The organism is Lentzea indica (assembly GCF_012184385.1).
Classification (GTDB): Bacteria; Actinomycetota; Actinomycetes; order Mycobacteriales; family Pseudonocardiaceae; genus Lentzea; species Lentzea indica.
In genome coordinates this window covers 1-24,320 of the sequence record NZ_VSRL01000020.1, presented here as the reverse complement: position 1 = coordinate 24,320, position 24,320 = coordinate 1, and the positions used below count along the sequence as shown (strand labels likewise).

Below are 24,320 nucleotides of genomic sequence, written 5' to 3'. Positions count from 1 at the left end.
CCGTGTTGCACCGGTCACTCGTGTGTGGTCCGATGGGCTTGTCAGAAACCTCCGCCGCCCATTACCTGGAGGTTCTTTCGTGCGTAAATTCGCAATGGTCGCGCTCTCGTTCTTCGTGGGAATGGCGATAGCGGCGCCGGCCGTCGCCGCCCCGGCTCCACTGGCGCTGACGAGCACGGCGTACAAGAACAACGGCAACATTCCCGACAAGTACTCGTGCGCCTTCGACCACAAGGCCGGCAACGACATCTCCCCGCCTCTGGCCTGGACCGGCGGCGACGTCGCGGCCCAGTCGTACGCCCTTGTGTTCATCGACACCTCGAACGGCGGCAAGCACTGGGCGGCCTGGGACGTCCCAGCCAGTGCGACGGGCCTGCCTGAGGGTCTGAAGAAGGGCTACGACCTCGTCGAACCCGAGCTCAAAGGCGCCCATCAGCGCGCCATGGGCAACGCGTCGGTGAACGAGCAGTTCTTCGGCCCGTGCCCGCGCTCCAAGCACAAGTACGAGTTCACTCTTTACGCGGTGAAGGTGAAGAACCTGCCGGGGATCAACAAGAACTCCAAGGTTGCCGACGTGGAGGCCGCGGCGAAGAAGGCTGCTGTCGGGCAGGCCAAGCTGGCCGGGTTCTCCACCGCGAAGCCCTAGCTCTACGTAGCGGAAATGTGCCCGTGTGCACGCGTGCACACGGGCACTTCACTTGATCCGTAAGGATTTGAGGGCTGCAACTGTCAGACCCCGCGTGTAGCGTCGAGTGCGCCATTCGATCACGGGGAGTGTGGCAGCGTGACAGCGTTGCGTAACCAGCCGGCGCCCGCGAGGTTCGCGGACCGCGCCGAGGCCGAGGCGTACGTCGCCTCGGTCTGCTTCAAACACGGACCTCCGAGGTTGTTCGGCGTGGAGCTCGAATGGACCGTTCACCACGCGGATGACCCGGCTCAGAAGCTCGACAAGCACAGGCTGGCCGCGGCTCTCGGCGAGCACGCGCCACCCACCCTCGTTCCGGACAGCCCCCAGAGGCCGCTACCGAGCGGCACCCCGTTGACCGTCGAACCGGGCGGGCAGGTCGAGATCTCGACTCCTCCCTGCACCAGCCTCCCGGACCTCTTCCAGACGGTCGCCGAAGACATCTCCCACCTCACCGCCATGCTGGCGGACCACGGTCTCGTGCTCGGTGACAGAGGCGCTGACCAGCATCGCAGCCCTGCGCGCATGCTGCAGGTGCCTCGGTACGCCGCCATGGAGCACGCGTTCAACCGGCTCGGCGACGACGGCATCGCGATGATGTGCAACACCGCGGGCCTGCAGGTCTGCCTCGACTTCGGCGAGGAGAAGCACCTGAAGGACAGATGGGCCGCCGTGCACCAACTCGGGCCGGTGCTCATCGCGTTGTTCGCGAACTCGCCGAGCATCGGCGGCATGCACGAGGACTGGGCGTCGGCTCGCATGCGGACGCTCTACGGCACGGATCCCGTGCGCACCAGGCCAAGCGCTGTGTGCGCCGATCCGGCACAGGCCTACGCGAAACGTGTCGTCGACACTCCGGTGATCGTCGTGCGGGGACCGAGTGCGAGTTGGATTCCGCCGCGCGAGCTGACGTTCGCCGAGTGGATCGACGGGGCGCTCGACCGCAGCCCGACGAGCGACGACCTGGACTACCACATGACGACGATGTTCCCGCCGGTGCGGCCGCGCGGGTACATCGAGATCAGATACCTCGACACGCCCGCGCCTGGCGGGTGGATCGCGCCGAGTGCGCTGCTCGTCGCGCTGTTCAGCGACCCGTCCGTTGTGGACGGTGTGCTGGCGGCGACGGAACGGGCCGCCGGGCGGTGGCTCGTCGCCGCGCGGCACGGGATGGCGGACGAACGCATTGCCAGAGCCGCGAAAGACGTTGTCGCGCTGGGCATCGAGTCGTTGCACCGCACCGGTCTCTCATACGACCAGATCAGCACCATCAGCCGGGAGCTTGAGGGGAAGCTGTGACAGAAGAACTCCGCGAGCAGGTGGCGGAGGAACTGTTGCGCTCGCGCGCGCGTTCCACCGCCTTGACCGATGCCGTCGACGAGCACGACCTCGTCCGGCAGCACTCGAAGCTGATGTCGCCGCTGGTCTGGGACCTGGCGCACATCGGCAACCAGGAGGAGCTCTGGCTCGTTCGCGACGTCGGCGGTCGTGAACCGGTCCGGAGCGACATCGACGAGTACTACGACGCGTTCAAGTTCTCCAGGAGCGTGCGGCCCGAGTTACCGCTGCTCAACCCGCGCGAGGCGCGGCAGTACGTCGGTGACGTGCGCGGCAAGGTGTTCGACGTGCTGGAGAAGGTCCCGCTGGAGGGCCGCAAGCTCGTCGAGAACGCCTTCGCGTTCGGCATGATCGTCCAGCACGAGCAGCAGCACGACGAGACGATGCTCGCCACGCACCAGCTGCGCGTCGGCGAACCGGTGCTGCACGCACCGCCGCCGCCCACCGGAAACCTCGTGGCCGCAACGGAAGCGTTCATTCCGGGCGGACCGTTCGAAATGGGCACGTCGGACGAACCGTGGGCGCTCGACAACGAACGTCCCGCGCACACCGTCCACGTCGACTCGTTCTTCATCGACACGACGCCGGTCACGAACGCCGAGTTCGCCGAGTTCATCGCGGCCGGTGGCTACGACGACCGTCGCTTGTGGACAGAAGAGGGCTGGCAGCACAGGACGACCGCCAAGCTCAGCGCACCCCGGTTCTGGCACCGTGAGGGCACCACGTTCACCCGCACCGCGTTCGGCGTCACGGAGCCGGTCGTGCCGGACGAACCCGTTGTGCACGTGTGCTTCCACGAGGCTCAGGCCTACGCGACGTGGGCCGGCAAGCGCCTGCCGACGGAGCAGGAGTGGGAGAAGGCCGCTCGCTACGACCCCGAAACCGGGACGACCAGGCGTTATCCGTGGGGCGACGAGGATCCCGCCGAGATCCACGCCAACCTCGGCCAGCGCCACCTGCGCCCGGCGCCAGTCGGTGCCTACCCCAAGGGTGCCTCGCCCGCGGGCGTGCACCAGCTGATCGGTGACGTCTGGGAGTGGACTTCGACGGACTTCCACGGCTATCCGGGCTTCGAGGTCTTCCCGTACCCCGAGTACTCGAAGGTGTTCTTCGGGCCGGACTACAAGGTGCTGCGCGGCGGCTCGTTCGGTACCGACAAGTCCGCGATCCGGTCGACGTTCCGCAACTGGGACTACCCGATCAGAAGGCAGATCTTCGCGGGCTTCCGCTGCGCCAGGGACGCCTGAGAGATGTGCCGCCATCTGGCTTACCTCGGCCCTGCCCTGCCCCTGGCCAGGCTGCTCTACGACGCACCGCACTCCCTGGAGCGCCAGTCGTACGCACCGGGGGACATGCGGGCCGGGGGAACGGTGAACGTCGACGGCTACGGCGTCGGCTGGTTCCCCGGTCCGGTGCGATACCGGCGCGCCGGCACGTTGTGGAGCGACGCGAACCTGCGTGAACTGGCGAGCACGGAGGCGACGGCGTTCCTGGCAGCGGTCAGGAGCGCCACGGCCGGCATGCCCGTCGCCGACGCGGCCTGTGCGCCGTTCGCCGACGACAAGTGGCTGTTCAGTCACAACGGACGCGTCGACGGCTGGCCGTACACGGTGGAGGGGCTCGCGAAGACGCTGGACGTGACGGATCTGCTGACCATGGACGCGCCGACGGACTCCGCGCTGCTGTGGACGGTGCTGAGACGAAGACTGGAAACCGGGAAGAACCCGGCCCAAACGCTTGTTGAACTCGTGCGGGAGGTCACGGACGCGGCACCGAAGTCGCGCCTGAACTTCTTGCTGACCAACGGAAAAGTGCTCGTGGGGACAACGTGGACACACGCCCTGTGGGTGTTGGAAAAGGGACAGAGCGTGACGCTCGCGTCCGAACCGCTTGACGACGACCCGGACTGGTGGGAGATCCCCGACCGGCACGTGGTCACCGCCGTTCCATCCACTGTGGAGGTTCGACCCGTATGACCGAGCCGGTGCTGGACGTTCATCTCAAACCGGAGGACGCGGCACACGCGCTCCGTGCTGATGTGCGCGCCGGGCTGACCGCGGACCCGAAGTGGGTTTCGCCGAAGTGGTTCTACGACGCGGCAGGCAGCGCGTTGTTCGAGGACATCACGAGGTTGCCCGAGTACTACCCGACGCGCGCCGAACGCGAGGTGCTCGCAGGCAGGGCGAGCGAGATCGCGGCGACGACCGAGGCGCATTCGCTGGTGGAGCTGGGTTCCGGGTCGTCGGAGAAGACCCGGTTGCTGCTGAGCGCGCTTCGCGAGCACGGGACGTTGCAGGAGTTCGTGCCTCAGGACGTGTCGGTCTCGGCGCTCACCGAGGCCGCGCACACGATCATGGCGGACTACCCCGGCCTGCGGGTGCACGGTGTGGTCGGCGACTTCACCCAGCACCTCTCGTTGCTCCCCGGTGAGTCGCCGCGCGTGGTGGCGTTCCTGGGCGGCACGATCGGCAACCTGATCCCTGAGGAGCGGGAGAAGTTCCTCCGCACGGTCCGCGACGTGCTGGATCCGGGGGAGTGGCTGTTGCTCGGCACGGACCTGGTGAAGGACCCCAAGACTTTGGTGCGCGCGTACGACGACGCGCAGGGCGTGACGGCGGCGTTCAACCGGAACGTGCTGAACGTGCTGAACCGCGAGGTCGGCGGAGACTTCGATGTCGACGCGTTCGAGCACGTGGCGTTGTGGAACGCCGAGCAGGAATGGATCGAGATGCGCTTGCGCGCCAAACGAGACATGCGAGTGACGCTCGCAGAGCTCGGCCTCACCGTGGAGTTCCACGAAGGTGAGGAGCTGCGCACCGAGGTGTCGGCCAAGTTCCGCGAGGAAGGCGTGCGGCAGGAGCTGGAAGACGGCGGGTTCTCGTTGCACCGCTGGTGGACCGACACGGAGAGCAGGTTCGCGGTCTCGCTAGCCCAAGCGGTGTAACCGGGACACAACCCGACGTTAGGCGGTACACGCGGCGCGGCCATCGGTGGTGGGCTTCGTCGATGACGTCAACTCCTGCACTAGTGCGTGCCGTGCGCGTGGCGCTGATCAGTGCGCTCGCGCTCGGCACGATCGTTTCCGGTCCGGGCACAGCGTCTGCCCAGACCGAGGCCGCGGCCGTCAGACCCGCAGCCTGGGGGCCTTGCGCGGCGGACGTGCTCGCTGAGATTCCCGCCGCCGAACGCACCAAGGTCAGCTGTGCCGTTCAGGAAGTGCCCGTCGACCACTCGCGGCCGCGCGGTGACTCGACGGGCGTCATCATGATGAAGCGCCCCGCCGGCGACCCGGCGAAGAAGATCGGCTCTCTGTTCATCAACCCCGGCGGCCCCGGTGGCGCCGGTCTGATCTACAGCGCGTACGGCTCTGCCTTCTTCACCCCGGAGATCCTCGAGAAGTTCGACCTCATCGGCTTCGACCCGCGCGGTGTCGGCCGTAGCGCGCCGCTGCGCTGCTTCCGGACCCAGGAAGAGGCCGACGCGGTGAACGTCGGCTGGTTCGCGCTGCCGATCACCAAGGACGAGATCGCGAGCTCCCTGCGGCAGTCCAAGGCCTACACCGACTACTGCAAGATCAACGCAGGTCCGCTGCTGAACCACATGTCGACCGAGGCCGTGGCACGCGACCTCGACGTCATGCGTGAGGCCGTCGGCGACAGGCAGCTCACCTACGTCGGTTTCTCGTACGGCACGCTGCTGGGCGCGACCTACGCGAACATCTTCCCGCACCGGTCGCGCGCACTGGTCCTCGACGGCAACGTCGACCCGCACCTGCGTCTGACCAACGGCGCACAGTACGACCGCGAGCGGGCTCGCGGCTTCGAGATCGCTTTGGACGCGATGTTGAGGCGTTGCGACACGGTCGGCGTGGCGAAGTGCGCGTTCGCGGGTGACGCACGCAAGAAGTTCGACAACATCCGCCAGTCGCTGCGCAAGGGCCCGACGACGTTGCCGGACGGCACCCAGGTCACGCTGACCCAGCTCGTCGGCCGCACGGCGAGCAACCTGTACAGCCCGTCGACGTTCAAGGGCCTGACGGCGTGGCTGCAGTCGATCCACGCCGCACAGAACCCGTCGGCTCAGAACTCGTCGGCCGCTCTGGGCGTTCAGTCCGTTGTGGACGTTCCGGTGCTGAACAACCTGGCCGGCCGGGCGGACGTGCGAGCGCTGCCGGACACCCCGTACACCGCGGACGACTCGTACTACGCGGTGAACTGCACGGACAAGCCGTTCGCCCGCACGAACCGCTTCTGGGAGCAGACGGCCAACAGGTGGGAGAAGGAATCGCCGACGTTCGGTCGTTATCAGGCCGCGTCCGACCTGATGACCTGTCCGACGTGGCCGACGCGCAACCCGGATCGCTGGATCGGTCCGTGGAACCGCAACACGAAGAACCCGATCGTCGTAGTGGGCAACTACTACGACCCGGCGACGCAGTACCTGTTCTCGCAGCGCATGGCCAAGGAACTGGGCAACGCGCGCCTGATCAGCGTCGACGCGTTCGGTCACTGCATTCTCGGTGACTCGGCCGGTGCCGACGCGGCGGTGACGAGGTACCTGGTCGACCTCACCGCACCCGTGCACGGCTCGGTGTTCCAGCCGAACACACAGCCGTTCGCCTGATTCGTCCTGGTCGTGTCCGTCTGAAACGCGGTGGTGGTGCTGAGAAAGCACCACCACCGTTTGGACGTGATCGGGACACAACCCGACGATAGGCGGGTACAAACGATGCACCGTCGGTGATGGGGTGCATCGGTGAAGTCATCTTCTGCATCTGTGCGTGTCATGCGCGGGGCGCTCGTGAGTGCGCTCGTGCTCGGCACCGTTGTTTCCGGCCTGGGCACGGCATCAGCCCAGACCGAGGCCTCAGCCGTCAAGCCCGCTGCCTGGGGGCAGTGCGCGGCAGACGTTCTCGCCGGCCTTCCCGCCAGCGTCACGCCCGAGGAGCGGGTGCGCCTCACCTGTGCCGTCCAGGAAGTGCCCGTCGACCACTCGCGTCCGCGCGCTGACAAGACCGGCATCGCGATGATGAAGCGGCCGGCGAACGACCCGTCCCGCAAGATCGGGACGATCTTCCTCAACCCCGGTGGTCCCGGTGGCTCCGGCCTGCTCCGCGGCGCCGTGTCGAAGAACTACTTCCAGCCGCAGGTGCTCGACCGGTTCGACGTCGTCGGCTTCGACCCGCGCGGCGTGGCCCGCAGCGCGCCGCTGCGCTGCTTCCGCACCCAGGAGGAGTCCGACGCGGTGAACGCGGGCTGGTCCAGCCTGCCCATCACGAAGGAGGAGATCGGCGACACGATCCGCTCGGCCAAGGCCTACACGGACTACTGCAAGATCAACGCCGGTCCGCTGCTGAACTTCATGTCGACCGAGGCCGTCGTGCGCGACCTCGACATCATGCGCGAGTCCGTCGGTGACAAGCAGCTCAACTTCGTCGGCTTCTCGTACGGCACGCTGATCGGCTCGACGTACGCGAACATCTTCCCGCACAAGACGCGGGCGATGGTGATCGACGGCAACGTCGACCCGCAGCTGCGCCTCACCAACGGTGCGGAGTACGACCGGCAGCGCTCCCAGGGCTTCGAGATCGCGCTCGACGCGATGCTGAAGCGCTGTGACAGCGCGGGTGCCGCGAAGTGCGCGTTCGCCGGTGACGCACGCAAGAAGTTCGAGGACATGAAGATGGCCCTGGCCAAGGGCCCGGCGACGTTGCCGGACGGCAAGAAGGTCACGCTGGCCGACGTCATCGGCCGCGTGGCGGGCGACCTGTACTCGATCGCGCGGATCACGCCGCTGGCGGCGTGGCTGCAGAGCATTCACCAGGCGCTGAACCCGTCCGCCGCTGCCACCTTCAGCGTTCAGTCCACTGTGGAACTCGCGGCACCGCTGAACAACAACGGCGGCCGCATGGACGTCGACCCGCTGCCGGACACCCCGTACACCGCGGACGACTCCTACTTCGCGGTGAACTGCACCGACAAGCCGTTCGCCCGCACAAACCGCTTCTGGGAGCAGACGGCCAACAAGTGGGAGAAGCAGTCGCCGACGTTCGGTCGCTACCAGGCCGCTTCCGACCTGCTGGCGTGCCCGACGTGGCCGACGCGCCACCCGGATCGCTGGATCGGTCCGTGGAACCGCAACACGAAGAACCCGATCGTCGTGGTGGGCAACTACTACGACCCGGCGACGCAGTACCTGTTCTCGCAGCGCATGGCCAAGCAGCTCGGCAACGCGCGCCTGATCAGCGTCGACTCGTTCGGCCACTGCATCCTGGGCCGCTCGGCCGGCACGGACGCGGCGGTGGCGAAGTACCTGGTGGATCTCGTCGCGCCCGCTGACGGTTCGGTGTTCCAGCCGAACGCGCAGCCGTTCGCCTGATGCCGTTGCGGAGCGCACTTCACAGGAGTGCGCTCCGCACGATCAGCACCACCGCGCTCGCGCCCGCGACGATCAACGTCGGCGTCCGGATCCCGCCGGCGTCGAACCGCTTGCGCAACGGCCCCGACAGCAAGAACCCCGCCACCAGGAACGGGATCAGCACCACCCCGCTCCACAACTGGTGCCCGGTGACGTTCCCGGTGGCGGTGAGCCCGATGATCGAGACGACGGACCCGAGCGTGAAGAACGCCGCCAGCGTCGCCCTGACCTCCGGCCCCGCCTGGTTCTGGTAGAGCAGCGCGACCATCGGGCCGCCGATCGACGTGGCCGTGCCGAACGACCCGCTCGCCACACCGGCGGTGACCAGCGACGGCGGGGTGGGCTGCGGGCGCCACGAGATGACCGACAGCAGCACGCACACCAGCACCGCGGCGCCGACCACCACGCCGAAGCTCTTCTGGTCGAGCGAGTCGACGATCCAGATGCCGATGACGGTGCCCGGCAGGCGGCCCAGCATCGCCCAGCCGACCCCGCGCCAGTCGACGTGGCCGAACTCCCTGACCAGCGACATCATCGCGTGCGCGCTGGCGACCACCAGCACGGGCACCGGGACGAGCGCCGGGTCCAGCAACGCGAGCAGCGGCACGGCGATCAGCGCCAGGCCGAAACCGATCAGGCCCTGCAGCAAGCCTCCGAACGCGACCACGACCCCGGCGGCCGCCAGCAATCCCCAGGACATGGTTAGCAAGGCTACAGATCGGTCTTCTCTCCTGCGGACAGGTTTCTTTCGCCGTTCGCCTGGCGTTGGTCAAGCGCACTTACGATCCGCGCCATGACCGCGTCCCGTCGTTCCTTCCTGCTCGGCACCGGTGCGACCGCCGCCGCTGCCGCCCTGGTCACGCCCGGTTCCGCGACCGCTGACATCGTTGTCGCTCCGGGTCGTCCCGACCCGGAGTCGCGCAGGTTCACGCTCGCCGTGATCCCGGACACGCAGTACATGTTCGATCTCGACCGTGGCGACTCGGCGCCGTTGAAGGCGACGTTGCAGTACCTGATCGACCACCAGAAGTCCGAGAACATCGTCTTCGTCAGCCACCTCGGCGACCTGGTCGAGAACGGTCAGAAGAGCGAGATCGACGACATCGGCGAGCGGTTCGAGGTGCTCGACCGCCGTCGCGTCGGGTACAGCGTGCTCGCGGGCAACCACGACCTGCCGGACTCGCGCACCGACGACCAGCGTGGGCACACGCCGTACCTGGACGCGTTCGGGCCGCGGCGGTTCCGGCACTCGCCGACGTTCCGCGGCGCGAGCGCTGATGGGTACAACTCGTACCACGTGTTCCGCGCGGCCGGTCAGGAATGGCTGGTCCTGGCGCTGGACTGGCGCATGTCCGCCAAGGGTTTCGAGTGGGCGCGCTCGGTGCTGAAGCAGCACCCGAAGCTGCCCGTCATCCTCACCACGCACGAGCTGGTCTACGACGGCAACGACGGTGTCGCGGTGATGTCCGACTACGGCCGCAAGCTGTGGGACCAGCTGATCAAGGACAACGACCAGATCTTCCTGACGCTGAACGGCCACTTCTGGCCGCCGGCCCGTGCGACGCTGCGGAACACCTTCGGCAACGACGTGCACGTGCACATCACGAACTACCAGGACCGCTACTACGGTGGCGGCGCGATGATCCGGCTCTACCACTTCGACCTGGACCGCAAGACGATCGACGTGCGCACGCTGTCGCCGTGGCTGCTCGGCAAGAAGACGCTCAACCCGTTGGAACGCAAGGAGATCGAGCTGACCGGGCCGGTCGACCGGTTCAGCGTGCCGATCGACTTCGAGCAGCGGTTCGCCCGCTTCGACCCGCCGGTGCTGCCTCCCGCCCAGCCGGTGCGCGACGTGCTGGTGCGCGGCACGGTCGCGTACTGGCGGCTCGGTGAGGGCCTGAAGGACCTGTCGGGCAACGGGAACGACCTCATGCAGACCGGCTCGTTGACCGCTGGGGACGATCACCACCGGTTCGCGCCGTCGCACCGCTCGCTGTACTTCGGCAAGAACGGCTATCTGTCCACTGTGGATTCGGCGTCCCTGAACAGGGAAACGTTCGAGCGCGGGTACACGATCGAGCTGTTCCTCAAGCTGCCCGCGGATTTCAACCACCCGTGGTGCGGCCTGTTCACGAAGCTCGCGCCGGGTTCGGCGGCGGGCAAGACCGGTGACGACCCGAGCGAGCCGATCGCCACGCTGAACCTCGCGGGCGGTGGCGGGCTCCAGTGGGCGGTGTTCCCGCGCAACCTGCCGGGCCTGTCCACGAACTGGGGCCACGAGATGGACTTCGAGACGTGGTGGCACGTCGCGGTGGTCAACGACGGCGTGCACACCACGATGTACGTCGACGGATCTCCCTTGCTGCGCAACCCTTCCACGCCCGCGCGAGGCATCTCGACCGCAGGCGACCCGTGGCTCGTCGGTGCCTACGCGTACAACAAGGTCGTCGAGAAGTCGTTGCACGGCTGGATCGGCGACATGCGGATCGTGAACCGGCCGTTGGACCGCTCCGAGTTCATGCGGTCGAAGGCAGCCCGAACTTCGGGAACAGACTGAGGTCGAAGAACGAGGAGACGCGCGTGATCCGGCCGTTGCCGACTTTCAGCACCTGGAGGTTGAACGGCCGGAACACGCCGTCGGCGTCGCGCAGGTACAGGCCGTAGGCGGGCTGGCCGTTCGCTTCCACTGCGATCATGCGCGCGCCGTGCGGCACCGCGGGGCACTGGTTGGTGAGGTGCCAGGCGACCATGTCGGGGCCGTGGTACCACTGCGGGTACGGCGGCATCTCCCAGACGACGTCCTCGGCGAACATCCCGATGATCGCCGGGATGTCCTTGGCCTCGAACGCTTTCACCCACCGGTCGAGCAACGGCTTGGCGTCCGCCGGTTCGATGACCTCCTCTTCGGTGAGGTCCTTGAGCTGCGCGTGAGCCCGTTGCAGGGCGCTGTTGACGGCCGCCACGGTCATGTCGAGCTCGTCGGCGGTCTCGGCGGCGCTCATCCTGAGGACGTCGCGCAGGATCAGCACCGCGCGTTGCCGCGGCGGCAGGTGCTGCAGAGCGGCGACGAACGCCAGCCTGGTGGACTCGCGTTCGGTGACGATCGCGGCGGGATCGGTCGGGAACGGCTCCAGCCACGGGATCTCGTGGTCCTGGGCGAGCGGGTCGGTTTCCGTGGCGCTCGTGGCCAGGCCGAACGGCAGCGGTCGTTTGGTGCGGGTGTCGAGCGCGGTGAGGCAGACGTTCGTCGCGATCCGGTACAACCACGTGCGGACCGATGACCGGCCCTCGAACTTGCCGTACGCCTTCCACGCACGCAAGTACGTCTCCTGCACCAAGTCCTCGGCGTCGTGCAGCGAGCCGAGCATCCGATAGCAGTGCACGAGCAGTTCCCGTCTGAACGGGTCCGCGGCGGTCGCGAAGTCCACTGTCACCCTTGCACTCTAATCGCGTTCCGCAGCCTCGTGATGAGGACTTCCACGTGCTCCTTCAACTCCGGTGGCTCGTGCACGTCGAAGTCGAAGCCGAGGAACAGCAGGTGGAACACGATCCGGTCGAGGGATTCGGCACCTGTGCGCATGAGGCAGGAGTTGTCATCGATCGGTTCCAGCGACACGGCCGTCGGCGAGGTGCGTTCGGCGACGGTCTGCAGCGGCGCGCGGATCGTCAGGACCGCCTGGTAGGTGTAGACGCTCGAGGCGACCTGGCGTGAGACGAACTCGCCCAGGTTTTCCGCCGGTGGTTCCCTGGGCGTGAAGCGCGCGGCGAGCGTCGGTTCGGTGGTGATGCGATCCACTCGGAACGTTCGCCAGTCCTTTTTGGACACGTCCCACGCGACAAAGTACCAACGTCTTCCGGTGTGCACGAGGCCGTGCGGTTCCACGAGACGTTTCGCGGGCTCGCCGTGCGTCGAGGCGTAGGTGAACCGCAGCTGCTGGTGGTCGCGGCAGGCGGCGGCGATGATCGTCAATGTCTCCGGGTCGACGGTCGGGCCCGCCGCCACCAGGGGAGTGGTGTGCATCTGGAGCGCCTGGACCCGCCTGCGAAGTCTTGCCGGCAGAACCTGTTCCAGCTTCGTGAGCGCGCGGACCGACGTCTCCTCGATGCCCGAGATCGTGCCGTTCGCCGCTGTTCTGAGCCCTACCGCGACGGCCACGGCCTCGTCGTCGTCGAGCAGCAGCGGCGGGAGCTCCGCGCCGGCCCCGAGCTGGTAGCCGCCGGTCGCGCCGGGCAGTGAGGTGACGGGGTAGCCGAGGCTGCGGAGCTTGTCGACGTCGCGGCGGATCGTGCGCACGTCGACGCTGAGCCGGTCGGCGAGCTCCGGGCCCGTCCAGTCGCGCCGCACCTGCAGCAAGGAGAGGAGCTTCAGCAGCCGTGCGGACGTCTCCAGCATGTGAGGAAGTCTAGATTCCATTGCGGACAACGGCCTGTGGTGGCTAGGGTTTGCCGTATGACTGCCGGGTCGGCCTCGTGCCGTGAGCGGAACGGTTGCCCGGCCCTGACTTGATCAGGGCCCCTCCAGCCCCGCGCCTATCCACATCGGGATACGCGCTCGGGAGAGGAGGTGATGCGCAATGCTTCCCAACGTTGGTGATGTCTTTTCGGGGAAGGTCGTCTCGACCGTTCCCTTCGGGTCTTTCATCGAGCACCCCGCCGGTGCACACGGGCTTCTGCACGGCCGCCAGGCCGAGGTGGGCTCGTCGGTGCAGGTGAAGGTGCTGGCTGTGGACTCCGAGCAGCAGCGTTTCAGCCTGGAGCTGGCGTGATGTGAGTACTCGGGCAGAGGCGCCCTGCCCGAGTTTCACGGCTTTCGGTAGTCCGCGCACTCGACGATCAGGCGGTCGTGCAAGGTCCTGCGGTGCCCCAGTTCCTGGGGCGCCGGACCCAGCGCGTCCGCTGGGCTCGTGACGTCGTGCAGCAGCCGGTACAACACGACATCCGTTGCGGTGAAAAGCCACTCGTCCGCTTTGCCGGGCGGTGCGGCCGGTCCGAGCATGTTCTCGAACCACGCCGGGAACAGCAGATCGCGCGCGACCGCGTCCTCGATGCGGGCGCGGATCTTCTGGCGTGCCTCCGCAACGGCTTCATTGCCCGCTGACTTGGCAGCGGTGTCTTTGGCGTGCGTGTTGTCGTCCGGTGCTTCGGGGCGTTCCTGCTTGGTGATCGTCCGCCATTGTTTGTACTTCTTGCGCCACAACGACTCCGCGTTCGGCGGGAGTGTGGTGAGGGCTTCGGCGGCGTCGATCGCCTCGTGGGCTGCCTTGTCGTACGCGGCTATGGCTTTGCGGGTGTCTTTGGCTTCCTGCGGCGTGAACGTCTTGCGCGCGTAGGCTTCCTGGCCGGCGAGGATCTTGGCGATGTCGGATCTGGTGATTTCGGGCCACTCGTCGAAGTCGGCCCTCTCGGTGTCGCCCGCCCTGACTTTCCTGTTGAGCGCCACCAGAAGACGTTCCAGGCGGTGCACACTTTCCGCCAGTTCGGTGATGCGATCGTTGGTCTTGGTGACCTTGCGCGTGGTGTCGCGGAGCTGGTTGGTCGTGCTGAGCTTGTGCTGGGCGGCGTCGGTCTGGGCGTCGTCGAGGCGGGTCGTGACGGCTTTGAGGTCCTTTTTGAGACGCTCGATCTTGTCGTCGAGGGCCTTGACCGGGTCGATGTTCACTTGAGCGTCCTCCATGCCCACCAGGCGACGCCTGCCGCGGTGATGAGTGTCGCCCATCCGTTCGCCACCGGGGTGAGGAGTGTGGCTGTCAGCGCCGCGGTGATCGCAATGGTCCTGGCTCGTGGCTCCCAGATCTTGCGGCCGACCGGGTCCACCAGGACGGCCGCGGCTGTTGCCACCGCTACGAGCAGGGAGAGCAGGGACCAGCCGTCGAACCAGCCGATGGCGACGATCAGAGCCGCTGTGGTGGTGGCCGCGGCTGTGGCTCGGTTCGGGATGGTCAGCCTGGCTTCCTCCACGTCTTTGCGGGCTTGCATCACCGCTTCGACCTCCTCGTCCGTGGTGGCGAGGAGGGCGGGGAAGTCGGGGCTGCCGGGGCCTGCGGCTTGAAGGGCTCGTAGGGCTGTTCGCAGAGCGTGCTGGCGGTCGGCCAAGCGGGCGAACGGATCGGCTGCCATGCCCCGAAATCGTGATCAAGGAGGGTGGGTGGGTGCTAGACCGGTGGGCCGAGTTGGTCCGGTTGCCGACGAACTTCCCTCACTCGGACTAGTGCCGGCCGGGTCACGACTTCCGCCGCGCCCCTGGTGGCCAGACCACCTCGATCGGCACGCCGGACGCCCGTGCCTGCTCCACCACGTCCGCCGTGCCGCCTTTGCCCTGGGCCGGTACGCCGTCCCACACCGCGATGAGCATCTCCACCGAGGCGAGCATGCGTTCGTTGGCGGCCACGTACGCCAGGCGGCCGGAAGACATGTGCGGCAGGACGCTGACCACCGTGGCGGCGGCGCGGAGCTCGTCGTACTCGGCCACCTGGTGCGGTTTCAGGCGGTCCCGGTAGTCCAGGGCGGGCAGGACCACCTCGACCTGGCCGCCGAGGTCCAGCACCGCCCTGGCGAACACCTGGTCGGCGCCAGGAGCCAGGCAGGTGACGCCGACCAGGGGGTGTCCCAGGCGTTCCAGGACCTCGGTGATCGCGGCCCGGACGGCCGGGACGCAGTCGGGGACCAGGTTGCTGTGCCCGGTGATGCCCACACGCATCAAGCGGTCCGGATCGCTCGGATCGCGTCGCGGGTGTCCTGCACGGCGGGGATGTGGCGATGCCGTGCCGCTTCCTTGGCGAAGTCCTCCAGTTTGCGCAGGACGCGCCCCGAGGAGAGCTTCGCCGCCGTCGGCAGGACCTCGTTGATCAACCCACACGCCGCCTCCGGGTCTCCCGCGACCATCTTGGTGCGTGCCAGTCCGATCACGTCGAAGGCGCGGTTGCGCACCTTCGACGGGTCTCGCAGCGCCAGGGCCCGCCGGATGTGCTGTTCGGCGAACACGGCCTGGGCCGGGTCGTGCATGGCGAGGTCGCGGCATCGCGCCCCGATCACGCCCTCCAGCTCCGCCTCGTCGAAGCTGTGCAGGTAGCGCGGTTCGACGTCCGCGACACGGTGCGAGAAGCTGTCCTGTGCCATGCCCACGGCCTGGTGGAACTCGCGGGTCTTGCCCATCTGCGCGTAGGCCCAGGCCTCACGGGTGAGGAGCAGGGCCTTCAGTGTCGGCGTGCCCGTCCTGCGGGTGCCGTACTGGCCCAGCTGCACGAGTTCCAGGCCGTCCTCCGGGCGGCCCAGGTCGAACATCTGCCTCGCCATGGCTGCCAGGCAGAGGGCCGCGAAGCCGTCGTTGTGGCCGGCCTTGGCCATGCGGATGGCCAGCACGTAGTAGCGCTGGGCCGCGTTGTGCAGGCCCGCGTCGAACGACATGCTCGCCGCCACCTTGGACAGCTCGGCGCCGATGAAGAACGCCCGTTCCGTCGTCGGGCCCGCCGGCGCGCGCTGGAGGCGTTCGGCCAGCTCGTCGAGCTGCCCGAGCACGGCCTTGCGCGCCAGTCCGTATCCGCCACGGCCGCCCCACCCGCGCAGCCCGTCCGCGACGTGCTGCAACGCGGCGAGCTCCTCCTCGCTGATCGCCGAGTGCGACGACCACTTCGACAGGTTCTGCAGCGGGTGCAACCATCGCTGCAGCGGCTCGACCAGTGCGGATCCCACCGTCACCGCGGCGGCTCCTGTGAGCGCCGCTCGTCTGCTGATCGCCAAGTCGCTCCTCGCCGTCTCCTCGACCGAACGGGCAATGCTCGTCGCCTCCCAGGGGGCGGCGAGCACGTCTGGCGGGCCTGTGTCTCGAGAGCCCGCCTGAGCTGGGATGACGACTCGGTCGAACCACAGTCGTTCGCCCGGTACACCGAGCACCAGTGCGAAGTGGCGCAGCCGGTCGAGCCGGTCGATCTGGTTCTCGCCCGACTCGTAACGCGAGAGCTGCGCCTGGCTGATGCCGAGCCACGCCGCCATGCGGTCCTGCGTGACCCGGCTCAAGTGCTGGGGGTGGTGCCGGTACGCGGAGATCAGCGCACCCATGTCGCGGTCGGTGCAGGCGGCCGCGATCGCGGGGTGGTCCCAGAAGTCGTTCGGGACCTCAGGTGGGCCGTGCACGCCGGAACGAGCGTTGCGGCGGCACCGGTGACACAGCCGATCGGTGTTGTCGGCGGCGATGAACGCCCCACACGGGCAAGCGCGCCTGGATTTGGGTCTCGCGGTATCCATCGGCATCGCCCCCGTCACTGAGCGTTTTCCAAGTGTACGGAGCTGTGATCGTCAGTCCATCCATCTCATGCATAAGACGTAATGAATACGCGTGTCGCAGTCCCGGTACCTCCGTGCGGCGGATGAGCTTCATACGTCCGCTGCATGAGGCCAATGCACGGGCCGAGTGGTGTTGGCGTGATGTGAGACGCACCCTGCACATCGTCAGGTCGCGGGTCGATCCCCGTGGCCTGCCAGTGCCTGACCCACCAACGGGGAGGACGACCGCCGATGAGCCTCACGACCGCGGAGACCGGCACGGGCAGTGCCGGGATCCCACAAAACAGGGGACACGCACGGGCGATCGGGGAAGCCATCGCCGGCTACCGGTTGCTCGGCTGGCAGGTGACCGTCACCGAACAGGGCGTGTTCCTGCCCCTCGGTCCCGCCACCACCGCACTGGCCATGCCGGCGCGCATCGGGTCACGCGTGCTGGCAGACCTGAAGTCGCGCATGCTCGCCGGTCCGGTCACCGTCATCCCCGGCCCCCGCGAGCACTGGATCTTCCTCGCCGAACTGGTGGCCTTGCTGCCGACCCACCTGAAGGCGCCGCCGGAGGTCCAGTTCGTGCGCTCGCCGCACCGGATCGCGCTTCCACCCACGATGACCAGGTACGGATCGCTGCGCTGGGCGAACCCGCCGTCGCACTCGCGGCACTGGTTCCCGCCGTTCACCGCCGTGCTGGCACTGGCCCGGACGGCTGCCGCGGAGGACCAGCGCCGATAATCGGTGCTCGTGGATCGTCGTTCAGTGTTGTTGTGCGGGCTCGCTGCCGCTGTTGTGAGCGCTTGTGGCGAGCCTGCTCCTCGCAAGACGGGTGGTGTCGGGACCGCCCGGCCCGGGGATCGCGTGACCGCGGCTTCTTCCGTGCCTGTCGGCAGCGGCGTGCTGGTGGACATGCCCGGCAACGCCCAGCTGTTGGTCGTTCAAGCTCAATCGGGTGAATTTCGCGCGTTCAACCCCGCGTGCCCGCATGTGGGTTCTTTGGTCAATCCTCCTGCCAACGGAGTCATCACCTGCCCGTTGCACGGGAGCGCTTTCGACCCTTCTTCCGGCGCCGTCCGCAAAGGACCTGCGACTTCAGGGCTCGTCGAGGTGACCATCGCTCGTTCAGGAGACGATTTGGTGCTGGGCTGAGACCTGTGCGTTTGCTGTGCATTGGGCTCGGCGCTGAACTCTCGCTGACCGGTTCGCGTAATGCTGTGGTGTGACCCCGGACATCCACCACCACGGAGGAACGGTCGTGAACACCGAAAGCCTGGTCAGCAGGCGAGCGGCATTGTGCGGAATCGCGGTTGCCCTCGCTGTGCCCAGCGGACTCGTGACCGCGTGCAGTTCTGGTTCGACCGGTACCGGATCCACACCCACACAGGGTGGTTCGACTCCCACGGGCTCCACCGGTTCCAGCGGTACCGCGCTCGTCGCTCTGGCTGATGTTCCAGAAGGCGGCGGCGCTGTCGTCGACGCTCCTGGTGGCAAGAAGATCGTCGTCGCGCGGATTTCCGCCACCGAGGTGAAAGCTTTTGACGCGACCTGTCCGCACCAGGGCTCCATGGTCGCGGAACCTTCCGGCGGCACCATCACGTGTCCGTCGCACGGCAGCCAGTTCGGTGCTGCCGACGGCGCCGTGAAGAAGGGGCCGGCGACGACCGGTCTGCGTGCGGTCTCGGTGAAGGTGGACGGGGATCAGGTCGTCCTGACCTGACCCTTTCTGTCTTTGTCAGACGTCGTCGATAGTCTTGACGGCGTGGCAGATCCCTCGACGTATCGCCCCGCTGTGGGCACGATTCCTGAGGCTCCCGGCGTCTACAGGTTCCGCGACGCCGGTGGCCGGGTCGTGTACGTCGGCAAGGCGAAGAGCTTGCGCGGCAGGCTGAACTCGTACTTCGCGGATCTCGCCGGGCTGCACCCGCGCACGCGCCAGATGGTGACGACGGCGGCCTCCGTCGAGTGGACGGTGGTCGCCACCGAGGTCGAGGCGCTGCAGCTCGAATACAACTGGATCAAGGAGTTCGACCCGCGGTTCAACGTCCGGTACCGCGACGACAAGTCGTATCCGGTGCTGGCCGTGACGCTCTTCGAGGACTACCCGCGGCTGCACGTGTATCGCGGCCCGCGCAAGAAGGGCGTGCGGTACTTCGGGCCGTTCGCCCACGCGTGGGCGATCCGCGAGACGCTGGACCTGCTGCTGCGCGTGTTCCCCGCCCGCACGTGCTCGGCCGGAGTTTTCAAGCGGCACAACCAGATCGGGCGTCCCTGCCTGCTCGGGTACATCGACAAGTGCTCGGCGCCGTGCGTCGGCAAGGTGACCGCGGACGAGCACCGCGAGATCGTCGAGGACTTCTGCGACTTCCTGGCGGGCAAGACGGATCACATGATCCGGCGCCTGGAACGCGAGATGGCCGCCGCGGCGGAAGAGCTGGAGTTCGAACGCGCGGCGCGGCTGCGCGACGACCTCGGCGCTCTGCGCCGCGCGATGGAGAAGCAGGCGGTCGTTCTCGGCGACGGCACGGACGCGGACGTGATGGCGTTCGCGCAGGACGAGCTGGAGGTCTCGGTCCAGGTCTTCCACGTGCGCGGCGGCCGGGTGCGCGGGCAGCGCGGCTGGGTGCTGGACAAGGTCGAGGCCATCGACGACGCGGCGCTGGTCGACCAGTTCATCATGCAGTTCTACGGCGACAACACCGAAAGCACCCCACGCGAGGTGCTGGTCCCGGTGCTGCCGGACGACGCTCCGGCGTTGGAGGACCTGCTGTCCGAGCAACGCGGCTCGCGGGTCGTGCTGAGGGTTCCGCAGCGCGGCGACAAGCGCGCGCTGATGGAAACGGTGGCCCGCAACGCCGCCGAGGCGTTCGCGCAGCACAAGCTCCGCCGCGCCGGCGACCTGACTGCACGTTCGGCCGCCCTGCAGGAACTGCAGGACGCGCTGACTCTGGACACCGCGCCGTTGCGCATCGAGTGCATCGACATCAGCCACGTCCAGGGCACGGACGTGGTGGCCTCGCTGGTCGTCTTCGAGGACGGCCTGGCCCGCAAGTCGGAGTACCGCCGCTTCGCCGTCCGCGAGGCCGCCACCGAAGGCGACGTCGCGTCCATCGCCGAGGTGGTCCGCCGCCGCTTCCAGGCCATGCTGCGCGAGACCGCCTCCGGCGGCCCGAACCCCGGCATCGACCCGGACACCGGCAAGCCCCGCAAGTTCGCCTACCCGCCCAACCTCCTGGTGGTCGACGGCGGCGCCCCCCAAGCCGCCGCCGCGGCCGACGTCCTGGCCGAGCTCGGCATCACCGACGTGGCCGTGGTCGGCCTGGCCAAGCGCCTGGAGGAGGTCTGGGTCCCCGGCGAGCCCGACCCGGTGATCCTGCCCCGCACCAGCGACGCCCTGTACCTGCTGCAGCGAGTCCGCGACGAGGCCCACCGCTTCGCCATCGCCTACCACCGCCAGAAGCGCTCGAAGCGCATGACGGCGTCCGAGCTGGACGAGGTGCCGGGCCTCGGCGAAACCCGCAAAGCCGCGCTGCTCAAGCACTTCGGCTCTGTCCGCAAGCTGCGACAGGCCACAGTGGACGAGATCAGCGGCGTGCCGGGCGTGGGCCGCCGCACCGCCGAAGCCGTGGTAGCCACGCTCGCGTCGCCTTCGCCGTCGGCGGCGTCGTCAGAGGCGAAGCCCTGATGGATGCCGGACTTCCCGTCGCGCAAGCCTCATCCATCTCACCGGTCACGCCAGTTCCTTTCGTGGTGCGGTCGGCCCGCGGACCGGGTGAGGATCGTGACCGCGACCACGGCACGACCGTCTCAACTGCCGAACCCGCCGCGCGCGAGGCCATTCCAGTGGAGACTCAGAGCGGGCGCGCCGGGTCGTGGCGTGGCCCTCAACACCGAGCTTGCCCAAACGAGAGCGTCAGTCGCTCATGAACAGGTAACGGAGTCGTAGTCGTGAACGCGGAGAAGTCCGGCATCGAAGTCGCCGTGGTGACCGGGCTGTCCGGTGCGGGCCGCAGCACCGCGGCCAAGTGCCTGGAGGACCTCGGCTGGTTCGTCGTGGACAACCTGCCACCGGAACTCATCGCCACCATGGTCGAGCTCGGCGCGCAGGCGCGTGGGGCGATCACCAGGGTCGCTGTCGTCATGGACGTGCGCAGCCGCGCGTTCACCGAGGACCTGGCCGCCATCATCAAGGACCTCGACGCGCGCGGGTACAAGCCGCGCGTGCTCTTTCTCGAAGCCACCGACGACGTTCTGATCCGCCGCTTCGAGGCGGTGCGCCGCGGGCACCCGATGCAGGGTGACGGGCGCCTGCAGGACGGCATCGAGGCCGAGCGGATCCTGCTCACGCCGCTCAAGCAGGAAGCCGACCTCGTGCTCGACACGTCCGCGCTGAGCATCCACCAGCTGCGGGCCAAGATCGAGGACACGTTCGGCACCGAGGCCGCCACCAGGACGCGGGTCACCGTGCTGAGCTTCGGCTACAAGTACGGCCTGCCGATGGACGCCGACCTCGTCATGGACGTGCGGTTCCTGCCGAACCCGTTCTGGATCCCCGAGCTGCGCGAGCAGACGGGGCTGGACGGCGAGGTGCGCAACTACGTGCTGTCGCAGGAGGGGGCGGACGAGTTCCTCGACCGCTACCACGAGCTGCTGCGGTTGATCGGCGCCGGCTATCGGCGTGAGGGCAAGCGCTACCTGACGCTCGCCATCGGGTGCACCGGTGGCAAGCACCGCAGTGTGGCGCTGTCCGAGGAGCTCGCGGCACGGCTGGCCAGCGAGGACGGCATGGCGGTCAAGGTCGTGCACAGGGATCTGGGACGCGAGTGACGAAGTTGAAGGCTGTTGCTCTGGGCGGTGGGCACGGGTTGCACGCGACGCTGACGGCGTTGCGGCGGGTGACCGGCGACGTGACGGCCGTGGTGACCGTCGCGGACGACGGGGGCTCGTCGGGACGCCTGCGTCGCGAGCTCTCCCATCTCCTGCCGCCGGGTGACCTGCGCAAAGCGATGGCGGCGCTGGCGGGGGAGGACGAGTCCAGCAGGCTGTGGACGTCCCTGTTCAAGCACCGCTTCGGCGGCACGGGTGCCCTCGCTGGCCACGCGGTCGGCAACCTGGTGATCGCCGGGCTGCTCGAGCAGCTCGGCGACCCCGTGGCGGTGCTCGAACTCGCCTGCGAGCTGCTCGGTGTCCAGGGGCGGGTGCTGCCGATGTCGAACGAGCCGCTCGACATCGAGGCGGACGTCGTGGGCCTGGACGAGGACGAGAAGGTCGTCCGCCGCATCCGGGGGCAGGTCGCCATCGCGACCACGCCAGGACTCGTGCAGCGCATCCGTCTGACAGCCCCGAACGGGCGACCTGTCGGCTGTCCGCAAGCAGTACAGGCTGTACTTGACGCCGATCTCGTGCTACTCGGCCCCGGATCGTGGTTCACCAGCGTGTTGCCGCATCTTCTCGTGCCCGAACTGCACGACGCGCTCGTGCGCACGCGGGCAAAGAAGGTCCTTGTGCTCAATCTTGTCCCCCAACCGGGGGAAACCGCCGGTTTCTCTCCGGAGCGCCATTTGGACGTAGTCTGCGAACACGCACCCGAGCTGAAGGTGGACGCGGTGATCGCGGACGTCGACTCGGTCCCCACCCCGGACCGGCTGACGCGAGCCGCCTCGGCACTGGGAGCGCAGACGCATCTGGCCAAGATCGCCGCACCGGACGCCGCTGAGCGGCATGATCCGGAGGCACTTGCCGGTTGCCTGAGGCAGGTGGTCGATGAGACCGGAGTGGGAGGGACAAGCCCGTGGCGATGACGTCGGCGGTCAAGGACGAGCTGAGCAGGCTCGCGGTATCCAAGACCTGTTGCCGCCGCGCGGAGGTGTCCTCCCTGCTCAGGTTCGCGGGCGGTCTGCACATCGTGTCCGGCCGGGTCGTCGTCGAGGCGGAGCTCGACCTGGGCTCCGCGGCTCGCAGGCTCCTCAAGGAGATCCAGGCACTCTACGGCCACCACGCCGAGGTGTTCACGATCCAGTCGAACGGCCTGCGCAAGGGCACCCGCTACGTGGTCCGCGTCGTGAAGGACGGCGAGGGTCTCGCTCGCCAGACCGGGTTGCTGGACCCGCGCGGCCGTCCTGTCCGCGGCCTGCCCGCGCCGGTCGTGTCCGGTGGTGTGTGTGACGCAGAAGCCGCGTGGCGCGGCGCTTTCCTCGCCCACGGTTCGCTCACCGAACCCGGCCGCAGCTCCTCGCTGGAGATCACTTGCCCCGGACCTGAGGCGGCGCTCGCGCTCGTCGGTGCCGCGCGGCGGATGGGGATCGCGTCGAAGTCGCGTGAGGTGCGCGGGGCCGAACGCGTGGTGATAAGGGACGGCGACGCCATCGGGGCGATGCTGACCAAGCTCGGGGCGCACGACAGCGTGATGGCGTGGGAAGAGCGGCGGATGCGGCGTGAGGTCCGCGCCACCGCGAACAGGCTCGCCAACTTCGACGACGCGAACCTGCGCCGGTCCGCACGGGCCGCGGTCGCGGCGGCGGCACGGGTGGCGCGGGCGTGGAGATCCTCGGGCCCGGAGGCGCCGGATCACCTTGCCGCGGCCGGCCAGTTGCGGCTGGCGCACCGGCAGGCCTCGCTGGAGGAACTCGGCCAGCTGTCGGATCCGCAGATGACCAAGGACGCGGTGGCCGGTCGCATAAGGCGGTTGCTGGCCATGGCGGACAAGCGGGCCAAGGACCTGGGGCTGCCGGACACGGAGTCCGCTGTCACGGCGGAGATGCTCGAAGCCGAGGTCTGAGCCGAACCGAGCGGCTCTACGGCGTGTGGCGGCCGGCCCACACCGCGAGCTGAGCCCGCGACCGCAATCCCAGCTTGGTTCGCGCGTGCGTGACATGTCGGGCAACGGTGTGGGGCGAGATGCCCAGCCGTTGCCCGATCTGCCGGTTCGTCAGCCCCTCGGCGACCAACGTCGCGACGTGCAGTTCGCGTGCGGAGACCAACCCGTCCTGATCCTCCGCGAGAGGCTGCGCGGTCAGGGCGTAGGAAACGGCCTGTGCCAAGGACATCCGCTCACCCGTTGACTCCGCGGCGCGCAGGCGCCCGGCGGTGATCCGGTCGCGGCACACGGAACGGGCCTCGTCGAGCCGCTCCTGCCAGTAGGGCTCGGCGCGGAAGTCGTAGCGGGCGCGGACGACGGACGCGGCGGTGAGGAGCGAGAGAGCGCGTTCGTCGTCCGAGCCGACGCCGACCAAACCCAACGCCAGCCCCTCCAGGTCGTAGAACTGGTCCGTGGGGTGTTCGGAACCGACTGCCAGGCTCTCGCGGAACAGGTCGACGGCTTCGGGATAGCTCTTGCGGGCCAAGGCGATCGCGCCCGCCGTGTGCAGAACCGGGTTCAGCACGTGCGGCAAGCCGAGCAGACGCACCAGCGTCAGCGCCTCGCGGACCAGAGGGGCGGCCAGATCGGCCTCGCCGTGTTGCAGCAACGTCCAGCCATAGGAGTTCAGCAGGACGCCGCGCGCGAACTTGTCGTCGTGGTCGCGCAGAAGCGTGAGCCAGCCGTCCCACGCACCCGGCACGGTCGCGGCCAGCAGGCCGCTGCCCGGCACCAGGTCGAGGCCCAGCGAGGTGT

General features: G+C 68.2%; 24 protein-coding genes. 16 read left to right on the top strand and 8 right to left on the bottom strand.

The window, feature by feature from the left end:
• The first annotated feature begins 79 nt into the window (after nucleotides 1-79).
• From FXN61_RS08255 to FXN61_RS08225, 7 genes are all read left to right on the top strand, one after another.
• Entirely contained in the window at nucleotides 80-646 is a 567-nt protein-coding gene (locus FXN61_RS08255) for a YbhB/YbcL family Raf kinase inhibitor-like protein (protein ID WP_167971837.1), read from the top strand.
• Between the two features lie 138 nt (nucleotides 647-784).
• Nucleotides 785-1,984, top strand: a complete 1,200-nt coding sequence (locus FXN61_RS08250) for a glutamate-cysteine ligase family protein (protein ID WP_167971834.1) — start codon at nucleotides 785-787, stop codon at nucleotides 1,982-1,984.
• Nucleotides 1,981-3,270, top strand: a complete 1,290-nt coding sequence (egtB, locus tag FXN61_RS08245; RefSeq protein ID WP_167971832.1) for an ergothioneine biosynthesis protein EgtB — start codon at nucleotides 1,981-1,983, stop codon at nucleotides 3,268-3,270. The genes FXN61_RS08250 and egtB overlap by 4 nt, the downstream gene beginning before the upstream one ends.
• A 3-nt stretch (nucleotides 3,271-3,273) precedes the next feature.
• Nucleotides 3,274-3,999, top strand: coding sequence for an ergothioneine biosynthesis protein EgtC (gene egtC, locus FXN61_RS08240; RefSeq protein WP_167971830.1), 726 nt, complete (start codon nucleotides 3,274-3,276; stop codon nucleotides 3,997-3,999).
• Complete coding sequence (gene egtD / locus FXN61_RS08235; RefSeq protein WP_167971828.1) at nucleotides 3,996-4,967, top strand: L-histidine N(alpha)-methyltransferase; 972 nt, start codon at nucleotides 3,996-3,998, stop codon at nucleotides 4,965-4,967. The genes egtC and egtD overlap by 4 nt, the downstream gene beginning before the upstream one ends.
• Nucleotides 4,968-5,029: 62 nt before the next feature.
• Nucleotides 5,030-6,646 carry an alpha/beta hydrolase gene (locus tag FXN61_RS08230; protein ID WP_188134817.1) on the top strand — a complete coding sequence of 539 codons (1,617 nt, stop codon included), beginning with the start codon at nucleotides 5,030-5,032 and terminating at the stop codon, nucleotides 6,644-6,646.
• A 162-nt stretch (nucleotides 6,647-6,808) separates the two neighbouring features.
• Nucleotides 6,809-8,401 (top strand): alpha/beta fold hydrolase, encoded by a 1,593-nt coding sequence (locus FXN61_RS08225; protein WP_167971922.1) that lies wholly within the window; start codon nucleotides 6,809-6,811, stop codon nucleotides 8,399-8,401.
• Between the two features lie 19 nt (nucleotides 8,402-8,420).
• Here the strand turns inward: FXN61_RS08225 and FXN61_RS08220 are convergent, their stop codons facing one another.
• Nucleotides 8,421-9,140, bottom strand: coding sequence for a sulfite exporter TauE/SafE family protein (locus FXN61_RS08220; protein WP_167971825.1), 720 nt, complete (start codon nucleotides 9,138-9,140; stop codon nucleotides 8,421-8,423).
• A gap of 93 nt (nucleotides 9,141-9,233) precedes the next feature.
• Here FXN61_RS08220 and FXN61_RS08215 point away from each other — a divergent pair, with 93 nt between their 5' ends.
• Nucleotides 9,234-11,000 carry a LamG-like jellyroll fold domain-containing protein gene (locus FXN61_RS08215; protein WP_167971823.1) on the top strand — a complete coding sequence of 589 codons (1,767 nt, stop codon included), beginning with the start codon at nucleotides 9,234-9,236 and terminating at the stop codon, nucleotides 10,998-11,000.
• Here the strand turns inward: FXN61_RS08215 and FXN61_RS08210 are convergent.
• A complete protein-coding gene (locus FXN61_RS08210) occupies nucleotides 10,960-11,877 on the bottom strand; it encodes a sigma-70 family RNA polymerase sigma factor (protein WP_167971821.1) in 918 nt (305 codons plus the stop codon). The two genes, FXN61_RS08215 and FXN61_RS08210, sit on opposite strands and share 41 nt — an antisense overlap.
• Entirely contained in the window at nucleotides 11,874-12,836 is a 963-nt protein-coding gene (locus FXN61_RS08205) for a helix-turn-helix transcriptional regulator (RefSeq protein ID WP_167971819.1), read from the bottom strand. Before FXN61_RS08205 ends, FXN61_RS08210 begins: the two co-directional genes overlap by 4 nt.
• A gap of 181 nt (nucleotides 12,837-13,017) precedes the next feature.
• Between FXN61_RS08205 and FXN61_RS08200 the strand changes: the two genes are divergently transcribed.
• On the top strand, nucleotides 13,018-13,209 hold the full coding sequence (locus FXN61_RS08200) for a S1 RNA-binding domain-containing protein (protein ID WP_167971817.1): 192 nt from the start codon (nucleotides 13,018-13,020) through the stop codon (nucleotides 13,207-13,209).
• Between the two features lie 35 nt (nucleotides 13,210-13,244).
• Here FXN61_RS08200 and FXN61_RS50565 read toward each other — a convergent pair whose 3' ends face one another.
• The 4 genes from FXN61_RS50565 to FXN61_RS08180 form a co-directional block, all read right to left on the bottom strand.
• Entirely contained in the window at nucleotides 13,245-14,117 is an 873-nt protein-coding gene (locus FXN61_RS50565; RefSeq protein WP_223165344.1) for a hypothetical protein, read from the bottom strand.
• Nucleotides 14,099-14,560 (bottom strand): hypothetical protein, encoded by a 462-nt coding sequence (locus FXN61_RS08190; protein ID WP_167971815.1) that lies wholly within the window; start codon nucleotides 14,558-14,560, stop codon nucleotides 14,099-14,101. Before FXN61_RS08190 ends, FXN61_RS50565 begins: the two co-directional genes overlap by 19 nt.
• A 103-nt stretch (nucleotides 14,561-14,663) precedes the next feature.
• Nucleotides 14,664-15,140, bottom strand: a complete 477-nt coding sequence (locus FXN61_RS08185) for a hypothetical protein (RefSeq protein WP_167971813.1) — start codon at nucleotides 15,138-15,140, stop codon at nucleotides 14,664-14,666.
• Nucleotides 15,140-16,573: a helix-turn-helix domain-containing protein gene (locus tag FXN61_RS08180; RefSeq protein ID WP_312877600.1), complete on the bottom strand. Its 1,434-nt coding sequence runs from the start codon at nucleotides 16,571-16,573 to the stop codon at nucleotides 15,140-15,142. The genes FXN61_RS08185 and FXN61_RS08180 overlap by 1 nt, the downstream gene beginning before the upstream one ends.
• A 381-nt stretch (nucleotides 16,574-16,954) precedes the next feature.
• Between FXN61_RS08180 and FXN61_RS08175 the strand changes: the two genes are divergently transcribed.
• The 7 genes from FXN61_RS08175 to whiA all read left to right on the top strand — a co-directional run bounded on the left by FXN61_RS08175 (nucleotide 16,955) and on the right by whiA (nucleotide 23,486).
• On the top strand, nucleotides 16,955-17,449 hold the full coding sequence (locus FXN61_RS08175) for a hypothetical protein (RefSeq protein WP_167971809.1): 495 nt from the start codon (nucleotides 16,955-16,957) through the stop codon (nucleotides 17,447-17,449).
• A gap of 123 nt (nucleotides 17,450-17,572) precedes the next feature.
• Complete coding sequence (locus tag FXN61_RS54170) at nucleotides 17,573-17,860, top strand: Rieske (2Fe-2S) protein (protein WP_312877599.1); 288 nt, start codon at nucleotides 17,573-17,575, stop codon at nucleotides 17,858-17,860.
• Between the two features lie 106 nt (nucleotides 17,861-17,966).
• Complete coding sequence (locus tag FXN61_RS08165; RefSeq protein ID WP_312877598.1) at nucleotides 17,967-18,428, top strand: Rieske (2Fe-2S) protein; 462 nt, start codon at nucleotides 17,967-17,969, stop codon at nucleotides 18,426-18,428.
• A gap of 42 nt (nucleotides 18,429-18,470) precedes the next feature.
• Nucleotides 18,471-20,393: an excinuclease ABC subunit UvrC gene (gene uvrC, locus FXN61_RS08160; RefSeq protein WP_167971803.1), complete on the top strand. Its 1,923-nt coding sequence runs from the start codon at nucleotides 18,471-18,473 to the stop codon at nucleotides 20,391-20,393.
• A gap of 284 nt (nucleotides 20,394-20,677) precedes the next feature.
• Nucleotides 20,678-21,535: an RNase adapter RapZ gene (gene rapZ / locus FXN61_RS08155; protein ID WP_167971916.1), complete on the top strand. Its 858-nt coding sequence runs from the start codon at nucleotides 20,678-20,680 to the stop codon at nucleotides 21,533-21,535.
• A gap of 5 nt (nucleotides 21,536-21,540) precedes the next feature.
• On the top strand, nucleotides 21,541-22,509 hold the full coding sequence (locus FXN61_RS08150; protein WP_167971918.1) for a gluconeogenesis factor YvcK family protein: 969 nt from the start codon (nucleotides 21,541-21,543) through the stop codon (nucleotides 22,507-22,509).
• Complete coding sequence (whiA, locus tag FXN61_RS08145; protein ID WP_167971801.1) at nucleotides 22,500-23,486, top strand: DNA-binding protein WhiA; 987 nt, start codon at nucleotides 22,500-22,502, stop codon at nucleotides 23,484-23,486. Before FXN61_RS08150 ends, whiA begins: the two co-directional genes overlap by 10 nt.
• A gap of 16 nt (nucleotides 23,487-23,502) precedes the next feature.
• On the opposite strand, the gene FXN61_RS51670 is transcribed toward whiA, so the two are convergent.
• Nucleotides 23,503-23,754 (bottom strand): response regulator transcription factor, encoded by a 252-nt coding sequence (locus tag FXN61_RS51670; RefSeq protein WP_246291028.1) that lies wholly within the window; start codon nucleotides 23,752-23,754, stop codon nucleotides 23,503-23,505.
• Nucleotides 23,755-24,320 lie beyond the last annotated feature (566 nt).